The 18,301-nt window shown below is 74.4% G+C and carries 10 protein-coding genes; 5 read left to right on the top strand and 5 right to left on the bottom strand.

All coding sequences use genetic code 11. The features are described 5' to 3' along the window. Positions 1–63: 63 nt before the first annotated feature. Complete coding sequence (locus WMF28_RS03530) at positions 64–1,167, bottom strand: AgmX/PglI C-terminal domain-containing protein (RefSeq protein WP_437600622.1); 1,104 nt, start codon at positions 1,165–1,167, stop codon at positions 64–66. 66 nt (positions 1,168–1,233) lie between these two features. Further along, positions 1,234–2,196, bottom strand: a complete 963-nt coding sequence (locus WMF28_RS03525; RefSeq protein WP_437600621.1) for a DnaJ C-terminal domain-containing protein — start codon at positions 2,194–2,196, stop codon at positions 1,234–1,236. A 303-nt stretch (positions 2,197–2,499) separates the two neighbouring features. Between WMF28_RS03525 and WMF28_RS03520 the strand changes: the two genes are divergently transcribed. The 5 genes from WMF28_RS03520 (at position 2,500) to WMF28_RS03500 (ending at position 7,043) form a co-directional block, all read left to right on the top strand. Further along, a complete protein-coding gene (locus WMF28_RS03520) occupies positions 2,500–3,279 on the top strand; it encodes a rhomboid family intramembrane serine protease (protein ID WP_437600620.1) in 780 nt (259 codons plus the stop codon). A gap of 90 nt (positions 3,280–3,369) precedes the next feature. Beyond that, positions 3,370–3,930 (top strand): hypothetical protein, encoded by a 561-nt coding sequence (locus tag WMF28_RS03515; protein WP_437600619.1) that lies wholly within the window; start codon positions 3,370–3,372, stop codon positions 3,928–3,930. Further along, positions 3,920–4,852, top strand: a complete 933-nt coding sequence (locus WMF28_RS03510; RefSeq protein ID WP_437600618.1) for an MlaE family ABC transporter permease — start codon at positions 3,920–3,922, stop codon at positions 4,850–4,852. The genes WMF28_RS03515 and WMF28_RS03510 overlap by 11 nt, the downstream gene beginning before the upstream one ends. Before the next feature lie 41 nt (positions 4,853–4,893). Next, a complete protein-coding gene (locus WMF28_RS03505) occupies positions 4,894–5,325 on the top strand; it encodes a hypothetical protein (RefSeq protein ID WP_437600617.1) in 432 nt (143 codons plus the stop codon). Between the two features lie 62 nt (positions 5,326–5,387). Next, positions 5,388–7,043, top strand: coding sequence for a phytoene desaturase family protein (locus WMF28_RS03500; protein ID WP_437600616.1), 1,656 nt, complete (start codon positions 5,388–5,390; stop codon positions 7,041–7,043). 60 nt (positions 7,044–7,103) lie between these two features. Here the strand turns inward: WMF28_RS03500 and WMF28_RS03495 are convergent, their stop codons facing one another. The 3 genes from WMF28_RS03495 to WMF28_RS03485 all read right to left on the bottom strand — a co-directional run bounded on the left by WMF28_RS03495 (position 7,104) and on the right by WMF28_RS03485 (position 18,188). Next, positions 7,104–7,520 (bottom strand): YkgJ family cysteine cluster protein, encoded by a 417-nt coding sequence (locus WMF28_RS03495; protein WP_437600615.1) that lies wholly within the window; start codon positions 7,518–7,520, stop codon positions 7,104–7,106. 163 nt (positions 7,521–7,683) lie between these two features. Next, positions 7,684–13,452 carry a hypothetical protein gene (locus tag WMF28_RS03490; RefSeq protein WP_437600614.1) on the bottom strand — a complete coding sequence of 1,923 codons (5,769 nt, stop codon included), beginning with the start codon at positions 13,450–13,452 and terminating at the stop codon, positions 7,684–7,686. Continuing rightward, positions 13,449–18,188, bottom strand: a complete 4,740-nt coding sequence (locus WMF28_RS03485) for a hypothetical protein (protein WP_437600613.1) — start codon at positions 18,186–18,188, stop codon at positions 13,449–13,451. Before WMF28_RS03485 ends, WMF28_RS03490 begins: the two co-directional genes overlap by 4 nt. Positions 18,189–18,301: the final 113 nt, after the last annotated feature.

The raw sequence follows: 18,301 nt of genomic DNA, 5'->3' as shown, positions 1-18,301 counted from the left end.
GCTTGCGAGACCGCCTTGGCCGTGCATGCGCTGTGAGCGTTCGCACCGCGGGGAGCGCGGGAGCTATCGCGGCGGGCTTTGCGGGTCGGGCGAAAGACGAAGCGGCACCACAAAGCGCAGGTCGCCGCCCTCCGGCGCCGGGAACGTGAGGGCGCGCGCGCGCCGGAGCACGCAGCGGGTGAGCCGTTCGTCCGGGAAGCGCGACTCGGCCTCGAAGGCTTCGTCGACGGCGCCGCTGTCGGTCACATGAAAGCGGATCGCGAGGCGGCCCCAGAGCGCCGGCGCGCCGGCAAGGGCCGCTTCGTAGCAGCTCCGCCACGCGGGCAAGGCGTCGGCCACGGCGGCCGAGATCGCGTCGGGCCGGAGCTCGCCGGGACCGGGAACGAGGACGGACGGCGGAGGCTCGACAGGCTCGTCGCCCGGATAGACCTGCAGCGTGGCGACGACGGTCGAGCCCGCCCTGGCCCTGGGCAGCGAGAGCGACCTCGCGCGCTGCGCGAGGCACGAGACGACGTCCGGCGCGGAGAGCGTGGACGAGGTCGCGCGCGCGCCCGTCACCTTGCCGGCGCGGCTCACCGTGAGCCGCACGGTGGTCTTGCCGTGAAGCGACGGGTCCCTGTACGCGCGCAGCCGGTAGCACGAGTACACGTGGATCCAGAGGTGCCGCCGGGCGATGCGCTCGACCTCGCGCGCCTTGAGCGGGCCATTCACCTTGCCGATGTCCACGATGATCCGCGGCAGCGGGTGCCCCTCGGCCGGAGGCGGCGGCGCGGGAGGATCTCCCCTGCCCCCGGCGTTCCAGCGATCCCGCTCCGCCGCCTCGGCCTGGCCGCGGGGCACCAGGTGCTGGCCGAGCTTGTAGGGCGGATCGATCGTGATCGAGGGCGCCTGGAGCGCGCCGGCCTCGCCGGCCGCGTCCGCGGAGGCGGCGCTCGGCGCCGCCGGCGGGACCGCCGAGGAGGCGGGCGGCGCGGCCGGCGCGGGCGACGCGGCGGGGGGAGCGACGGCGGGCGCCGGCGCGGGCGGAGGCGCAGGCGGGACGGCAGCGGGCGCAGGGAGACCGGCAGCGCGCGGCGCAGGGCGCGGCGGCGCCGGCGCGGCGCACGCGGCGAGCGCGATGGCGGCCGCGAGGAGGGGCCAGGGATCGATCGCGAGAGGCCGCTTCATGCCATGTCTACCCGAGAGCTGCGCTCGCCCGAGCCGACGCGCGGCCGCGCCGACCCGCGACCGCGCTCAGAACCGGAGATCGCCGCGAGGCGCCTCCACCGTGCCGTCGAGCAGATCGATCGCCTTCGCCACCTCGGGGTCGTCGACGGTCGGGACGTACACCACGAACTTCACGTAGAGATCGCCCGGCTCCCTCGCCTTGCGGGCGATGCCCTTACCACGCAGCCGGATCACCTGGCCGGTCTGGGTGTGCGCCGGGATCTTGAGCGTGACCTCGCCGTCGGGCGTGGGGATGCGGATCTTCTCGCCGCGGTAGGCCTCGCCCAGGGTGACGGGCACATCGAGGTGGAGATCGTCGCCCTCGCGCTTGAAGAACGGGTGCGGCGTGACGTGGATGTTCAGCAGCAGATCGCCCGGCTCGCCGCCGCCCACGCCGGGGGAGCCCTGGCCGCGGATGCGCAGGCGGCTCCCCTCGGCTGCCCCGGGCGGGACGCGCACGGTCACCGGCTGCGGATCGTCGGCGCGCTGGATCTGGAGCGTCGTGCCCCGCACCGCCGAGACGAAATCGATGGTGAGGTCCTGCTCGACGTCGCCGCCGCGGCTGCGCATGGGCTGCCCGCGCCGGCCCGCGCCGCCGCGGCCTCGGCCGAAGAGGTCGCCGAGGATGTCGCTGAGATCGCCCTGGCCGCCGCCGGCGTTGCCGAAGATCTCCTGCACGTCGAAGTTGCCGGGGCCGCCGCGGCCCCCACCCGCAGCCCGGGCGTTCGCGTAGCGACGGTAGACGCGGGCGCGCTCGGGATCGAAGTTCTGCGAGAGGCTCTCCTCGCCGAACTCGTCGTAGAGCGCGCGCTTCGTCTTGTCGCTCAGCACCTCGTGCGCCTGGTTGATCTCCTTGAACTTCTGCTCGTTGGCCTTCCCCGGGCTCTTGTCCGGGTGGTACTTCATCGCGAGCTTGCGGAACGCCTTCTTGATGCTGTCCTCGTCCGCATCGCGCGAGACGCCGAGCACGGAGTAGAGATCACGAGCCATGGTCGTCCGTCATCATTCTGGGCTGCAGGAGAGGCACGCGACGCGGGCCGCCGGGGGCCCTCATCGGGCGGAAACCTAGATCTGCCAGGAGTTTTCGTCCACTGGTGCAGAGGACGGCGGCGGCCGGTCGTGCCGAGGAGCCGCTCGTCGGCAGCAGGACATGCGGACCTCGCCGGGTCGCCACAGGACGAGCAGGGCAGGCCCCTGGGCCAGCGTGTCGCGGAGCCGCACCTCGAGCATGGGGCCCCGGGTCTATCAAGGCCGAAGGATGCTGTCACGGGCCCCCGTGCTTAAGTAAATCCGATGCTGCCCCTCCGAGACCAGCTGCCCACCCGCAAGGTGCCGATCGTCAACTACCTGCTGATCGCGCTCAACGTCCTCGGTTTCTTCTGGATGCGGTCGATGATCTCGGCCGGGTTCCCGCCCGACCGACTGCTCTCCGTGTGGGGCCTCGTCCCGGCGCAGCTGCTGGAGGAGCCAACCGACGCCTGGTGGACCGTCTTCAGCAGCATGTTCATGCACGACCCGACCGGGTGGGCCCACCTCGGGGGGAACATGCTGTTCCTCTGGATCTTCGGCGACAACGTCGAGGACGCGCTGGGCAGCCTCCGCTACGCGGCGTTCTATGCGCTGTCCGGGATCGCCGCCGCGGGCGCCCAGATCGTGATCGATCCCGGATCGATGATCCCCATGGTGGGCGCCTCGGGCGCCATCTCGGGCGTGCTGGCCGCGTACGCGTCGCTCTACCCGCGCTCGCCGATCACGGTGCTGAACCCGATCTTTCTCCTGTGGTTCATCTTCGGCCTGTTCCTGGAGCTGCCGGCGTGGCTTGTCATCCTCCAGTACTTCGTGGTGAACCTGCTGAACGGGCTCGGCTCGATCGACATGCGCAGCGGCGGCGTCGCGTTCTTCGCGCACCTCGGGGGGTTCGTCGCCGGGCTCTTCCTCGTCCGCCTCTTCATGGTGGGGCGCTCCGCGCGCGAGCACGAGCGCTGGCAGCACTGGCGCGCGTCGCCCCGACGCCCGGCAGCCCGCCGATCCGCGCCGTGGGACGCGCCGCGGCCGCGCGACCGCTGGGACTGATAGACGCCGCGACCGCTGGGACGCGTAGAGACGCGCGCGACGCCGGCGTTCGCCCAGGATGCAAAAGCGTGATAGCGTCGGCCCGCAGCGATGCGACGACCCCTTCGAAGGCGCCCCACCGCCGCCGGTTCTGCGGCCGAGGCAGCGAACCCCCGGGCCAGGCTCCTCGCGATCGCGATCGCGATCGCCGGCTGCGGAGGCCCGTCGTTCGATGGAACGGTCTACCGCGGCTCGGAGATCGCCTTCCGCGTGCCCCCGGCGCCGGCGAGCTGGAAGCCGATCTCGGTCTCGGACGCGGCGGTGGCGTACCGCGACGACACGAACGGGGCGACCATCGCCCTGAACGGACGCTGCCGGAACGAAGAGGACATCCCGCTCGTCTCGCTGACCAACCACCTCTTTTTGCACTTCACGGAGCGCGAGGTGCTGAAGCAGGAGGTCGTCCCGTTCGACGGCCGCGAGGCGATGCACACGGTCGTCTCGGCCAAGCTCGACGGGGTGCCGAAGGTGTTCGATATCTGGGTGCTCAAGAAGAACGGCTGCGTGTACGACATGCTCCTCATCGCAGATCCCGCTCGCTACGCCGCCAGCGAGCCGGCGTTCACACAGATGGTCCGCGGCTTCTCGACCCTGCCGGCCCATGACGACTGAGCGCAAACGGCCCCCGGAGGCGCCGCCGTCCTCCTCGAACAGCCCGGCTTCCACGAGCCCGGGCCCGAGCAGCTTGCCCCCGAACAGCGTGGCCCCCGCCAGCCGGGGCCCGAACAGCCTGCCGCCGCCGCCGCTCCCCCCGCTGCTCGCCAGGATCAACGAGTCGGCCGTCGGGTTCGTCGAGCACCTCGGGCAGTTCGGGCGGATGACCTGGGGGGCGATCAAGGCGATCTTCGATCGGCCGCTCGAGCTGCGCTCGACCATCTACCAGATGGAGTCGCTCGGCGTGCGCTCGGCCGCGATCGCGTCCGTGACGGCGCTGTTCGTCGGGATGGTCATGGCGGTGCAGTTCGCCATCGGCCTGCAGAAGTTCGGCGGCATGGAGTACACGGGCCGCATCATCGGCCTGTCGTTCTCGCGCGAGCTCGCGCCGACCCTGACGGCGGTCATCGTGGGCGGCCGCATCGGCGCCGGCATCGCGGCGGAGGTCGGGTCGATGGCCGTCACCGAGCAGATCGACGCGATCCGCGCCCTCGGCGCCAACCCGGTGAAGAAGCTCGTCCTGCCACGGCTGCTCGCGAGCATCGTGGTGATGCCGGTGCTCGGCGCGTTCGCGCTCGTGCTGGGCTTCGGGGGGGCGATGCTGATCTGCGCGACCGAGTTCGGCATCCCGGCCGGCTTCTTCCTGAGGACGGCGCTCAGCTCGGTCACGTTCATGGATTACTTCAGCGGGATGTACAAGACGCCCTTCTTCGGGGCGATCATCGCGCTCGTCGGGTGCCACTTCGGGCTGATCACACGCGGTGGAACGGAGGGCGTCGGTCACGCGACCACGCGCACCGTGGTGGTGACGTCGATCACGATCCTGATCGCCGACTTCTTCCTGACGAAGATGTCCATCATGTTCTTCCCGAGCCGGTGATCACGGCCGGTCCGGAAAGGGCCCAGAGGCCGTCGCCGACGTTGCAGCGCCGACTGGCCAGGCTCCTCGTCCGGGTCCTGCCTGCGCTCCTCCCCGGGATCGCGGCGTGCCAGGGCGACGCCGGGAGGGAGGGCGCGGGGGCGCCGGCGCTCGACGGCGGCGCCGCGCTGGCGGCAGAGGGCACGCCGGCGCCGCGGCGCCCGACGCGGCACTACCATCTGCGGCGGACGGACGATGGCTGCGAGCTCTTCTGGATCGACGGGGACCTCGTCTCGGCATCCCAGCCGATCGTATGCCCACCCGACCTCCAGGTGGGCGAGCGCCTTCGCCTGACCGGCAAGACATGCATGCGCGAGTCGGCGCAGACACCGAGCCGGGCCGTGCCGGTCGTCTGTCCGCTGCCGCTCACGGGCATGGAGAAGGAGGACAGGGCGCCGCCCGACGCCGGGGCGCCGCCGGACGGCGGCAGGTGACCGAGGGGTAGAATCGCGCAGCCTGGCTCCTCCTCGGAGCATCGGAGTCCGAGGGGGGATGTATGAAGCACGCGGATACCGTCGTGATCGGATCAGGCTCGGGCGGGCTCACGGCCGCGCTCGCGCTCGCGCGCTCGGGACAGAAGGTGATCGTCGTCGAGCAACATTACCTCCCCGGCGGGTGGACCCACAGCTTCTCGCTGGATGGCTATCTGTTCAGCCCGGGAGTCCACTACATCGGCGGGCTCGGCCCCGGAGGCCCCGTGAGGCGGCTCTACGAGGGGCTCGGCCTCTCGGGAGATCTCGAGTTCTGCGAGCTCAACCCGGACGGGCTCGATCACCTGATCGTCGGCGACGATCGGCTCGACGTGCCCAAGGGCCTCGAGCGGCTGATCGCCCGGCTCACGGCGCGGTTCCCGCACGAGGCCGCGGGCATCGAGCGGTACTTCCGCGTCCTGCGCGGGCTCAACGACGACCTCGTCCGCCTCGACACGATGCTCGAGTTCCCGAAGGTCCTGCTCGTGCCGTTCAAGGCGCCGGACCTCGTGCGCTGGGGGTTTCGCACCCAGGAAGATCTGCTGAACGCGACCGTCCGCGACCCCCTGCTGCGCGCGTTCCTGGCCGCGCAGGGGGGCGATCACGGCCTCTCGCCGTCGCGCGTGGCGCTGCCGATCCATGCGAGCATCGTCTGCCATTATCTCGACGGCGGGTATTACCCGCGCGGCGGCGCCAGGCGCATACCGCTCGCGATGATCCGGGCGCTGCGCCGGCTCGGAGGGCAGGTCCGGATGCGCGCGCGGGTGAGGCGCATCCTCGTCGAGCGCGGGCGCGCGGCCGGCGTCGAGCTGGAAGGGGGAGAGACCCTGCGCGCGGCGAGCGTCGTCTCGAACGCGGACCCGGCGATCACCTACGGCGAGCTGCTGCCGCCCGAGCTGACCGCCCGCGAGCGCCGGAAAGTCCAGCGGATGGAGTATTCGGTCAGCCTGCTCAGCGTGTTCTGCGCCGTGGACATGGATCTACGGTCGATGGGATATGATTCAGGCAATTACTGGTGGTACCGCGGGAGGGACGTGGGTCGCATCTACGAGCGCGCGGAGCGCCAGCTGCCGCGCGGCGCGGTGGACGGGCTGTTCCTGACCATCACGACGCTGAAGGATCCGGGCCACCCGACCCGGGGCGATCACCACACGATCGAGATGTTCACGTTCGTGCCCCACGACCCCTTCGCGCGCTGGGACAAGACCCGCACGGGCGAGCGAGGGGCAGAGTACGAGAAGCTCAAGGAGTCGCTCGGGGATCAGATGATCGCCGCGGCGGAGCACGTCATTCCCGGCATCTCCCGCGCGCTCGCGTTTCGCTCGGTGGCGACGCCGCTGACCAACGACTTCTACTGCGCATCGCACCGGGGCGCCGCCTACGGCACCGCCAAGACACCCTGGCAGCTCGGACCGCTGTCGTTCTCCATCGGGACGAGGATCCCTGGGCTGTACCAGTGCGGCGCGAGCACGCTGAGCCACGGGGTGGCCGGCGCCGCGATGTCGGGCCTCATGGCGGCGCAGCGCATCACCGGCGTGGCGCGCGTCGAGGATCTGCTCGGACCGGCAGACGGCTCGCTGCGGGTCTACCCCGCCGACCGGCCGGAGGAGTGGCTGCGCGAGAAGAGCAAGGCCAGCGCCGGGGCGCAGGTCGACGCGGACGAGCGCAACGAGACGGCGTGAGCGCGGCGAAACCGGCGAAACCGGCGAAACCGAGCGACCGGAACACCCCCCTCGGCGGAGCTACCCCGACGGCGTCCTCGAGCGGAACGTGATCTGCACGAGCGGCATCACGTTGGGATCGTCCTGCGTCTCCCGCTCGAACTGGAGCACGTCGTAGTAGCCGCACCGCGGCTTGCCAGGATAGTCGCGGCAGACCTCGGGCCGCGCCTCGTAGATGGTGCAGCCGCGCGTCGTGAGATCGAGGAAGCGGCAGACCCGGCCGAGCACCGGATCCGACTGCCGCCGGAGGATGCGCTCGCCGCTGTAGCGCTTCGTGAAACGCTCCTCGGCGGCCTCGAGCGTGAGACCGAAATGGCGGGCGAGCCGGCGCATGTCGCGCGGCGTCACCTCGACCCGCTCGTAGATGGAGCAGCAGTAGGCCGGGCACTTCGAGCAGTCGTAAGAGACGCGGCGCTTGGCCTTGAGGGTCGTCGTCATGGGTCGTGAGGGACGTGCAGCCGATGCCGGTGGGAAGAGGCGGAGCGCTCGCTGGCAGGCAGCGGAGCATACGCGGCCGCGCAAGCCTCCGCGACGGCGAAGTACCCGCGACGGCGCGCGCTCAACATAGCGCGACGGCGCGCCGCGACGAGCGCGCGCGCCCTCACTCGTTGAACCCGAGCTGCTCCCGGGCCTCGGCCAGGCCGTCGCTCACGGCGAAGACGATGAGGTCGCGCGCCTCCGCGTTGCGTCCGATCCAGGTGACGCGTTCCTTGCCCGCAGCGGGCGGCGCGTTCGTGTGGCCGCCCGACCAGGCGATGCCCGTGAGGGCCATGTTGAGGTCGCCGACCGCGAGGAACGCAGCCCGGTTCCCCCAGCCGTTGATCGCCGTGCTGAGCGTCGACGCCCGGTTGCCGATCGAGCCGATGACGTCGGCGGCGAGCACGCTGAGCTTCGGATCCACGCCGCCCGTCATCACCCGATCGATGCGGCCCTGGTACTCGCGAAGACGACCTGCGTCGGCGCCCTGCGGCGCCCACGAGGGGGTGAACGCCTTCAGGTAGGCCGCGAGCAGCGGCCAGAGGTCGATCGGCGCCGTCCGCGAGAAGGCCGAGCCGTTGGTCTGGAGGATCTTGACGGCGCGGTGGATGAGGAAGAGCCGGACGTCCTCGCGCGGCGAGGCGACCAGGGACTGCCCGAGGACGATCTTCGGCGGGCTCGAGGAGGCCGGGACGCAGACGGCGCCGAGCGCGCCCGTCACGTAGACCTGCAGGTTGGGGAGGCCGTACGCCGCCCCGATGCCGCGGGCCAGGTCGGTGATGTCGGCGTGCTGCGGCGGCAGCGGCGTCGCGCGGATCGAGTCGAGATCGAACGGCACCGCGGCGTCGAGCAGCGGGCCCGTCTTGAGCAGGAGCTCGCGGAACGCCGCGGTCATGAGGTCCGGGGCGAGGTGGACGTCGAGGCGGGCCGCGCCGGCGGCGTTGCCGGCGCCGCCCATCGCCGCCTCGCGGCCGTCGAGCGCGGCGACCGTGGCGCGCGCGATCCTCGAGGCGCCGGCGCGGCCGCGGAGCTCCGCGACCGTCGCGACCGTCGCGAACAGGTACGGCTCGAAGCGGCCGGTGGTGAGCGCGCGGCGGGCGTCGGCGAGGGCGCGATCGAGCAGGACGTTGGCCGCAGAGACCTGCTCGGTGCGCTGGTAGTAGCCCGCCAGCGCGCCGAGCGCGAAGTCGTCCTTGGGCCACGTCTTGCGGGCCGTGAGCAGCGTGGCCTCGGCCTTCTTCAGGTCCCCCATCGACTCGTAGATCTCGGCGAGCTCCGCGGTGCGGCGGCACTTCTGCTCGGGCACCTCCGCGGCGTTGATGAGGAGGTTCTGCTGCTCCAGCGCATGGACGCCGTCGCCTTCGCGCTTGTAGAGCGCGACGAGGCGCTCGCGCGCGCTCACGTCGCCCGGCGCGCGCTTCAGGATCTCCTGGTAGGCGAGCTCGGCGCGCTCCGCGTTCGGGAGGTGCTCGTCGTAGAGCTCGCCGAGGCGGAGGTAGATCGCGACCTGCTTCGCGGGATCCGGCACGAGGCGCGCGAGGCGAATCCAGGCCTGCTCGGCGCCGGCCCAGTCGCCCTCGCCTGCGCAGACGTCCGCGAACGCGGACAGGGCCTCGACGTGGTCGGGGTTCGCGTCGAGCGCGGCGGCGAGCGCCCGCTTCGCCGCCGCGGCGTCGCCGACGTCGGCCAGCGCCCGGCCGCGGAGGACCTCCATCTCGACCCGCTCCGCCGGATCCGTCACCGCGTCGAGGCGGCGCTCGAGGAGGGCGGCCAGCTCGGCGCGCGCGCCCTCGGCGATGTAGATCGCCTTGAGCCGCGAGAAGACGTCGGCGTACGAGGGGTCGACCGTGGCGACCGCCTCGAGGACGTCGCGGGCCCGCGCGGCGTTCTGGACCTTGTCCTGCCAGAGCACCGCGGCGGCATAGAGCGAGTGCGCGCGCCCCTCGGAGCCGACGCTGGCGCCCGCCGCGGACTCGAGCGCCGCCGCGGCGGCGGCCGCCTCGCCGCCGCGCTCGAGCGCATCGGCGAGGTCGAGGTGCGCGACGAGGTAGTGCGGGACGAGCGTGATCGCGTGCCGGAAGAAGGCGACGGCGTCCTCTATCGAGCCGGCGAGGAGGGCGTCCTTGGCGGCGCGCACCGAGAGGGCAGCGGCCTCGGACGGGCGATCGGTGCGCTCGATGAGCTGGCGATCCGCCTCGATCGCGAGGGCGTGCTCGGCCTTCGCGCGGGCGTGGGCGGCCATCTGGCGCAGCGACCAGATGCCCCGGGGCTCGTTCCTGTACGCGATCTGGACCGGCTCGAACGTCTCCTCCCACGGGAACACGCGCAGGCGCAGGCGCGCCGACAGGAGCGCGTGCGCGATCGCCTCGGGGCCGTCGAGGACGCGCGCGATCTCGAGGGCGATCGGCTCGAGCTCCTCGTCGCGCCCCTCGCCGATGAGGAAGGAGGCGACGCGGCGGAGCGTGGGCAGGTGGTGCGGCGTCTCCTCCAGGACGGAGCGGCGCCAGAGCAGGGCGCTGCCGGCGTCGCTGCGCCCGAGCTCGTCGAGCTCCGCGAGGCGCTCGTAGATCTCGAGGCGCTCGGTCGCGTCCTCCGCCTCGCGGGCGCGCGGGATCAGGGCGTCGACGAGCTCGCCGGCGCCGTGGCCGGCGACGGCGGCGCGGTAGAGGGCGATCGGCGCGAGCGCCTCGTCGCCCGCGGCGATGGCCTGGCTGGCGCACGCGGCGACCTGCGCGAGATCGCCGGCGCGCTCGTACTCGAGGGCGGCCTCGAGCGCGAGGCGCGCGGCCTCGATGCCCGTCGCGGCGCGGTCGTCGCCGCGGGCGTCGGCGTCGCCCGAGGCGCGGCCGTCGTCGCCCGGGTGGAGGGCGCGCATCAGCTCGGTGGCGCGCTCGGCGCGCCAGGCGGCGCGGTCGGCCGGAGGCTCCGGCGCGAGCCGCTCGAAGAGCTCGCGCAGGCCGATGTCCTGCGGGCGCGAGCGGTGCGCCGTCTCGAGGAGCGACGCGGCCGACGCGGGATCGGCCTCGGCGACGAGGAGCGCCTCGCGGACGAGGTCGTGGGCCCGCTCCAGCGGGTCGGTCGCGCTCTCGCGGCGGGTCCTGAGCCACTCGAGGAGGCCGTCGCGATCCACGCGGGCGCGCGCGCTGCGCTCGCCGAGGTGGAGCGCGACGGGGAGCTTCGGATCGATCTGCGCGGCGCGGGAGAGCAGGCGCTCGCCGTCGTCGTTGTCGCCGCCGTCGAGCAGGCGGATCGCCGCCTCGGTGACGAGCACCGCGGCGCGCGGCCCCTCCTCGAGCGTGAGCGCGTGCTCCGCGAGGATGCGGGCCGCGCCGACGCCGCTCTCCTGCGCGGCGCGGGCGCGCGCGGCGCCCTCGTGCTGCGGATCCGCGGCGCGGGCGCGATCGAGGTCGCTCATGGCCGCCCGCTGATCCCCCGCGACCTCCGCGATCACGGCGGCGGCGAGCGCGCTGTCGCGCTCGGACGCGACCTCGCGGAGCGCCGCGACGGCCCTGGCGACGCGGGCGCCGCGATCGCCGTCGAGATCGAGCTCGAGCGAGAGGGCCCGGAAGAGCGGGCTCTCGGGCGCGCTGTCGCCGTAGGTGGCCACCGCGCGGGAGAAGGCGTCGCTCGCGTCGATGCCGCCCTCGGCCGGGACAGCCTCGCGGGAGAGCGCGCGGCCGAGGACCGCGGCGGCGCGGGCGCCGGGGCCGCCGAGGGCGCGCACGCCCCGCGGCGCGGGCGCCCCGTCCGCCGCCGCGCTGTCGCCGCCGGCGTCGCTGAGGGCGGCGCTCGTTGCGGCGCAGAGCGGCGCGAACTCCGGATCGTCGGCGAGGGCGGTGAGCCACGGCTCGATCTCGCCCGCGGAGCCGCCGGCGAGCGCCGAGAGGACGATGCGATCGGCCGGCGAGAACGCGTCGCCGTCGTCGAGCGTGGCCTCGCGCGCGGCCGCGGCGTCGCCGAGCTCGATCGCCTGCGCCGCGAGGGCGCGGCGCGCCTGGCCGCCGTGCGAGCCGGAGGCGACGGTGCGGAGCGCGCCGAGCGCCGCCGGGCGGGTCTCCTTGCGCGCGGCGCTCAGGGCGGCGGTGAGCCACGCGACCCCGGGCGCGAGCGAGGTGCTGCGCAGGGGCTCGAGGCTCGCGAGGCCCTCGGCCAGGTCGCCGGCGCGGAGCAGGGCGCGGGCGCGGAGCAGCGCCTCGTACGGCGTGGCCGGCGCGGCGCGGCCGCGGCGCGAGGCGCCGCGGTGCGCGGCGACCTGCGCGCACGCCGCGGCGAGCGGCGCGAGCTCGGGCGCGTCGGGGAGGCGGAGCTTCGCGATCGTGGCGGAGGCCGCCGCGTCGGTGTCGGGCGCGGCGAGCGCGTCGCAGAAGCGCTGGACGTGCGCGCGCGGATCGGCCGGGTGCATCCGGGCCGCGAGCTCCAGGCGCTTGTGCGCGCCCTCGGGGTCCGCGAGCGAGATGCGCGAGAGCTCGGCGCCGAGCGCCAGGTTGTGGCAGCGCGCGGCGGGCGTCCCGAGGATGCGGGTCTCGCTCTCCAGCGCATCGAGCGCGGCGGGCAGATCCCCCTCGCGCATCAGGAGCCCGCGGAGCTGCCGGTGCGCGAAGATGAGGCCCGGAGAGAGCTCGCGCGCCTCGGCCGCGACGGCGCCGGCGGTGGCGTCCTCTCCGGCCATCACGAAGAGCTCGGCGACGGGGAGCAGCGCGCGCGCCCGGGCCGCCGGGTCCTCGATGAGCTCCGCCTCGGCGCGGAGCCAGGCAGCGCGCGCCGCCCAGACGTCGCGCTGCTGCGACTGGACGAGGATCGCGCTCGCGTCCTGCTCGCCGTCGAACACGGACGCGGGCGGCGGGATCGACGGCAGCGGCGGGAGGCTCTCGGGCGCGCTGACAGGCGCGGACGAGCGCGGCGGAGCGAACGTCCGGCCGACCTCCGGCCTCCGGCTCGCGACGCGCGTCTGGGCGAGATCGTCCTCCATGTCGGCCGACCCGTCGAGCAGGCTGGACTCGTCCACGAGCTCGCCGGGATCGCTCTCGATCGTGGGCTGATCCCAGTGGCTCGGGGGGGCGGACGGCACGCCGGCGTACGGTCGGGTCGTGGGCCCGGGCTCGTCGAGGGCGTTCGTCTCCTCGTCGTCGAAGCCCGTCGTGTCGGCGTCGTCGAAGCCCGGCGCCTTCGCGAGCCGGCTGCTGTTGACGACGCTGGGCGGCGCGAACTCGAACGGGGAGTCGCCGCCGTCGGGGATGGGCGTCGCGCGGTCGCCCGGCTCGGCGGTGTCCTCGTCCTGCACCTCGTCCGGGCGCCTGGTCTGCGGCGGCAGCGGGGGCGGGGCGGCGGCCGGCGGCGGGCGCAGCACCGGAGACCTCGCGGACGCGGCCCGCGCCGGGATCTTCGGCGTCCGATCGCTGTGCGCGAGCTCGGCGCCGAGCGAGGCCTTCGCGTCGCCCGGCCTGCCCGAGCGGGGCGTGGCCGCGGGGCGGGGCAGCGACGGGGGCCGCGGCGGTGGCGGCACGGGGGGCGTCGCCCGACGCGGCCCGGTCAGCGCGGGCGCCGAGGTCACGACCCCATCGTCGGGGTCGTCGGCGCGCGGGTCCTCGAAGAGCATGTCGAGCAGCGCGTCGCTCTCTCCGGCGCTCTGCGCCGGCCTCGCGGGCACGGGCACCGGCTCGCGCGAGAACAGCTGCTTCAGGCCGCCCTCTCCGGCGCGCTCCCCCTCCTCGGCGCGGATCGACTGGATGAGCTCGTCGGGGATCTTGGCGAGGAGCGTGGCCTCCTCGACGTCGTCGTCCGAGACCGCCGCGCCGTACATCGCCGGCGGCGGGACCGTGATCTTCTCCTGCGACGGGGTGCCCTCGTCGCCGCCGCCAGAGGAGCTCTTGGATTGCGGATTCTTGCTGCTCACCGGACCCCCATCCCGAGCTTCTTCCGAAGCTCGAGGTAGCTCTGCGAAAGGACGAACGCGACCAGCTGGCGCGCCCGCTCGCTCTCGGCGACGACACCGCCGAGCTGCTCGCGCGGGGTACTGAGGATGTCCGAGAGGACCAACGAGACGTCGCCGGCGGCGACGACGGCCATGCGGTCGATGCTCCTGCGCGCGGCCTGCGCCCAGTGGTGCGGGTCCTGCTGGCTCGAGACGATGCGCTGGCACACGTCGGCGATGGCCTTCCGGGTGGCGCGCGACATCTCCTTGTGGATGGCGCGCGAGACCTCGCCGAAGACGGCGTAGGGCGGCTGCGGCACCGCGAAGCCCGCCTCGATGCACGCCGCCGCGACGAGCGAGGCGACGGTGTTGTCGTCCCGGGTCCGGAGCGACGTGATGCCCCGGCGCAGGGCGAACGCCTCGCGCGCGATCGCCGAGCGGGAGGCGGCGTCGAGCGGCGTCGTGATCTCGGAGCCGAGCACGAGCGCCGGCAGCTGGCCGTAGACGCCCGTGGCGCCGTGCGGGCTGGGGCCGCCGACGTAGAGCTCGAAGTCCGTCTCGAAGCTGAGCGCGCCCATCCACTCGGCGACCGCGACGCGCAGCGGGTGGCCGCCGCGCGAGTCGATGCGGTCCTTCTTGCCGACGCCGAGCGACACGAGCGAGGGGCCGAGCGTCACGGAGAGGGTCTCGGCCATCTTCGCGAAGAGCTCGCCGACCGGCCCGCTGTCGAGCGGATCGGCGATCTCGGCCATGGCCTTGGCGTCGAGGGCGATCTGCGGCCGCGCGGGGACGCGGGCGTCGATCTTCCTGAGCTCCGCGGAGATGCCGTCGTCGCTCCGGCCGAGCGCGACGAGCGCGCCGAGCGTGGCCTGCCGGAGCGCCGCGTCCTGCCCGGCGCCGGCAATCTTCGCGAGGAGCGCGACGCGGTCCGCGTCGATCGGGTCCGACGCGAGCGCCTGGATCAGCGTCGCCTTGGCGCGGCCGAGCACGCGGGTGCGGAACGCCGGGTCGTAGTCCGTCGTGAGGACGAGATCGATCGCCTCCCCGTCGTCCGGGGCCTCGTCGAGGAGCTTCGCCGCCGCCCGCTCGGCGCGGCGAGGCGCGCCGAGCTGGTCCCGGTAGATGGCCATCGCGAGCCGCGCCGCCTCGATCCGCCCCGCGGGGGTGTCGCGCTCGACCATGAGCTCCTCGAGCAGGCGCGTGGCCTCGTCCCAGGAGCCGACGCGCGCGGCGACCCGGACGAGGCGCTCGCGGACGGGGAGCGTCGACAGCCCGGCCCGGTGCAGGCTGACCAGCACCTCGAGCGCCTTGTCGTGCTCGCCCAGCTTCTCGTACGCGTCGACCGCGGTGATCCCCGACATGAGGCGCTGCTCCCCGGGCGCCTTCGCGACGCGCGAGAGCTCGGCGTAGAAGGCCGCCGCCTGGCCGAGGTCGCCCTGCGCCTTCGAGATGTCGGCCGAGAGCGCCAGCGCGCCGATGTGGTCCGGCTCGAGCAGCGTCACGTTCTCGAGCGCGGCGAGCGCATCGTCGAGCTTGCCCTTCTTGCGGAGCACGCGCGCGCGCTCCCAGAACAGCTTGCAGATCTCGAGGTCGTTGTCGGCCACGCCGAGCCGCCGCTCGATGATGTCGAGCAGCCGATCGTCCTCGTTGCGCGCGCGCACCCGGCGGAACAGCCGGTCGAAGGCGACGCCGCGCCGCGGGTCGCGCGAGAAGGCGCGGTCGAAGGCGATCTCCGCGTCCTCGTGGGCCTCGGTGTGCTGGAGGAGCAGGAGCCCCGCGCTCTCCCAGAACCCCGCGCCGCGCGCGTCGTCCTTGCAGAGCGCCCCGAGCTGCGCCGAGGCGAGCGCCGTCGAGACTGGGTCGCGCAGCGCCTCGGACGTCGCGCGGACGCCCTCCCAGGCGGCGACGTCGTCGGGCCTCCGCTCGACGACCGTGCGGAACGCGGCGAGCGCCCGCTCGTGATCGCCGGCCGCGAAGTCCGACCAGCCCGCGAGGCCGAGCGCGATGAGCTGCGCGTCCTCGCCGAGCGCGTCGCCGAGCCCGTGCAGCGCCGCGGCGCGGCGCCGCGGATCGCAGCCGGGGAGCGCGAGCTCCAGGTTGGCGAGCTGCGCAGGCGCGTGCTCGCCCGTCAGGAACGGGCGCGGGAGGTTCGGCTGGTCGAGCGCGCCGACGATCGCGGCCGAGGCCTCCATCGCCGCGCGGGCCTCGCCGTCCATGTGGCGCGCGAGCGCGCTCCGGGCGGCGACCTCGGCGTCGCGGTCCTCGGCGCCGAGCGCCGCGCCGAGCCACTCGAGCTCGGCGTGCGGGCTCGGGTCGGCCGCGGCCCACGCCTCGGCGCGCGCCGCGGTGCGCGCGCGGTCGTGATCCAGGGTGCGCGCGAGGCGGAAGCGCTCGGCGTGGGCGATGGACGCGGCGCCGTCGCCCCGCTCCTCGACGTAGTCGAGCGCGCGCTCGACGGCGCTCCGCTGCTCGAGCGCCGGCTGCCAGAGGAGCCGCCCGAGCGCGGCGGCCAGGGCGAGATCGTCGCTCGCCTGCGACTCCAGCGCCTCGAGCGTCGCGAGCGCCTCGTCGGCGTCGCCTCCCTCGGCCGCGCCGATCTCGAGGCCGAACCGCGACAGCGCGAGCGCCGCCGGGTCCTCGCCCGCCTCGCCCGCCACATCGAGGGCGCGGCGCCGGCTGTCGAGGTCGCTGGCCTCGTGGCCGCGGAGCGCCCAGGTGAGGGCCGTCGCCCCCGCCCGCGGCGCCTTGCCGCGCGCCGCCTCGAGCTCCTCGACGGCGCGCCCGCGCTCGCCGGCGCGCCAGAGCAGGATGGCCGCCTCGATGTGCAGCGCCGCCGAGAGATCGGCGTCGTCGATCGCCGCGGCGCAGGTCGAGAGCGTGGCGGCCGCGGAGGTGGGGCTCCCGGCGCGCCGCTCCAGCTCGGCCAGGAACACCGCGATGACCTCGTCGTCCGCGGATTGCTCGAAGAGCGCGCGGAGCCGGCTCCGCGCGCGATCGAGCTCGCCGCTGCGCGCGCTGCGCAGGGCCGCGACGAGCCACAGCCCGCGCGCGGTCTCCGGGCCCTCGACCTCCGCGAGCGCCTCGATCACCATCGGCGAGCGCCGCGGGCCGGGGGCGCCGGGCTCGTCGCCGCGCTCGCGCCGGCTGCGAACGAGATCGACCGCGAAGGCGCCGAGCGCCCTCCCGAGCCACGCGTTCGGCGCGGGGCCGTCGTCGTCGGCGCCAGCGGCGGCGAGCTCGGCGAAGGCCCCCTCGGCGCCGCCCGCGTCGCCACGGAGCAGACGGCTCCTGCCGATCTCGAACCAGAGGCTCGCCTTCTCGGCCGGGTCGACGCCGGTCGAGAGCAGCCGCTTCGTCGACTCCTCGTACCAGGCCGCGTCGCCGCGGAGCGCCGCGAACGACCGCCCGAAGCGCGCGAGCACGCCCGGATGCACGCCGGCCATGCCGGCCTGCGACAGGGCCGCCTTCGCCGCGCCGACGTCGTCCGTCCGCACCGCCCAGACGTAGGCCGCGAGGAGCAGCGCGCGTCCCCTCGCCTCGTCGCTGCCGTACGACGCCGCCGTTGTCTCGAGCGAGGCCGCGAACGCGGACGGGTCCTGGCCGTCGCCGAGCAGATCGATCTCGAGCGCGCGCGCCGGGATGCACTGCGGGTCGGTCGTGAGCGCGCTCCGGAGCGCCGCGAGCGCCGCGTCGCGGTCGCTCGCCAGCGCCGCCGCCTCGGCGATGCGGAGCCACAGCGCCGCGGCGCCGGGCCCGCTCGCGCCGCGCGCGATCTCCTGCTTGGCCAGGCCGGCGGCGGCCTCGGCCTCGCCGGCGGCCTCGAGGGCGGTGATGCGCGCCCGCCCGAGCAGCGCCGACTGGGGCAGCCGCTCCGCGGCCCGCTCCAGGAGCGACGCGAAGCCGCCCGTCCCCGCGCGCTGCGTCAGCTCGGCGGCGCGGAGCCACGCGTCGGCCGCGTACTCCGGCTTGCGCATGTACCGCGGGACGCCGTTGGCCTCGCCGCTCGCCTCGTCGTCGAGCGCGTCGGCGATGAGCTCGGCCTGCCCCTCGAGGGCGCGCGCGAGCGCGCCGAGGTCCTCCTCGCGCCGCGCGATGGCCTCGAGCGCGAGCTGCGACCGGAAGCGCGCCCGCCCCTCCAGCGCGGCGGCCGCGTCGAGCAGCTCGTAGGCGCGCTCCACGTTCTCGGTCGCCGCCGCGAGGTCGGCGAGCTCGATGAAGAGCAGCCCCTTCCACGTCGCGTCGGTCGCGAGCTCGGCGCGGGCCTCGATCGCGCGCATGCGGCCGGCGATGTCCCCTTCCTTGGCCGCGATGAGCTCGAGCTCGAGCCACGGGGTCGCGTCCTCCGGGTTGCTGAGCGCCGCCTCCTCGAGCGCCTCCTTGGCCGCCGAGAGGTTCTGCTCGTGGTCCTGGAGGTACGCCGCGCGCTCCCAGAACGCGCGCGCTCGCTCCTCGGGCGTGGCGGCGGCGCGCGTGAGCGCGTCGAGCAGCTTGCCGAGGTTCTTGATCGACTTGCGCCGGGTGAGGATGCGGACCAGCGCCTCGAGCGGCTCGCGGAACTGGGGATCGGCGTTGAACGCGGCGAGGTAGTCGCGCGCGGCCGTGGGCTCCTCGCCGAGCGCCTCCTCGAGCGCGCCGAGCTCGTGCAGCAGCAGCGCCTGGAGCTGTCGCTCCGGTTGGTCGCCTTGCTCCGCGCGAAGCCGCGCGATCAGGGCCGTCATGCTCTCCACCTGCCCTTCGGGTGCCTGAACCGTCATCTCGCTAGCGACGCCTCCGAAGGGGGTCTCATCTCTGCGCAACGCATGACGATGGCGGAGAGTAGCGAACCGAACGT

It is taken from the genome of Sorangium sp. So ce590 (assembly GCF_051521365.1).
Lineage (GTDB): Bacteria > Myxococcota_A > Polyangia > Polyangiales > Polyangiaceae > Sorangium.
The sequence above is the reverse complement of the archived record's forward strand: the minus strand, read 5'-3'. Positions and strand labels throughout refer to the sequence as shown.

Coding starts and splice junctions, on each gene's coding strand:
- WMF28_RS03530 (WP_437600622.1), bottom strand. CDS start 1,167: ATGAAGCGGCCTCTCGCGATCGATCCCTGGCCCCTCCTCGCGGCCGCC.
- WMF28_RS03525 (WP_437600621.1), bottom strand. CDS start 2,196: ATGGCTCGTGATCTCTACTCCGTGCTCGGCGTCTCGCGCGATGCGGAC.
- WMF28_RS03520 (WP_437600620.1), top strand. CDS start 2,500: ATGCTGCCCCTCCGAGACCAGCTGCCCACCCGCAAGGTGCCGATCGTC.
- WMF28_RS03515 (WP_437600619.1), top strand. CDS start 3,370: ATGCGACGACCCCTTCGAAGGCGCCCCACCGCCGCCGGTTCTGCGGCC.
- WMF28_RS03510 (WP_437600618.1), top strand. CDS start 3,920: ATGACGACTGAGCGCAAACGGCCCCCGGAGGCGCCGCCGTCCTCCTCG.
- WMF28_RS03500 (WP_437600616.1), top strand. CDS start 5,388: ATGAAGCACGCGGATACCGTCGTGATCGGATCAGGCTCGGGCGGGCTC.
- WMF28_RS03495 (WP_437600615.1), bottom strand. CDS start 7,520: ATGACGACGACCCTCAAGGCCAAGCGCCGCGTCTCTTACGACTGCTCG.
- WMF28_RS03485 (WP_437600613.1), bottom strand. CDS start 18,188: ATGACGGCCCTGATCGCGCGGCTTCGCGCGGAGCAAGGCGACCAACCG.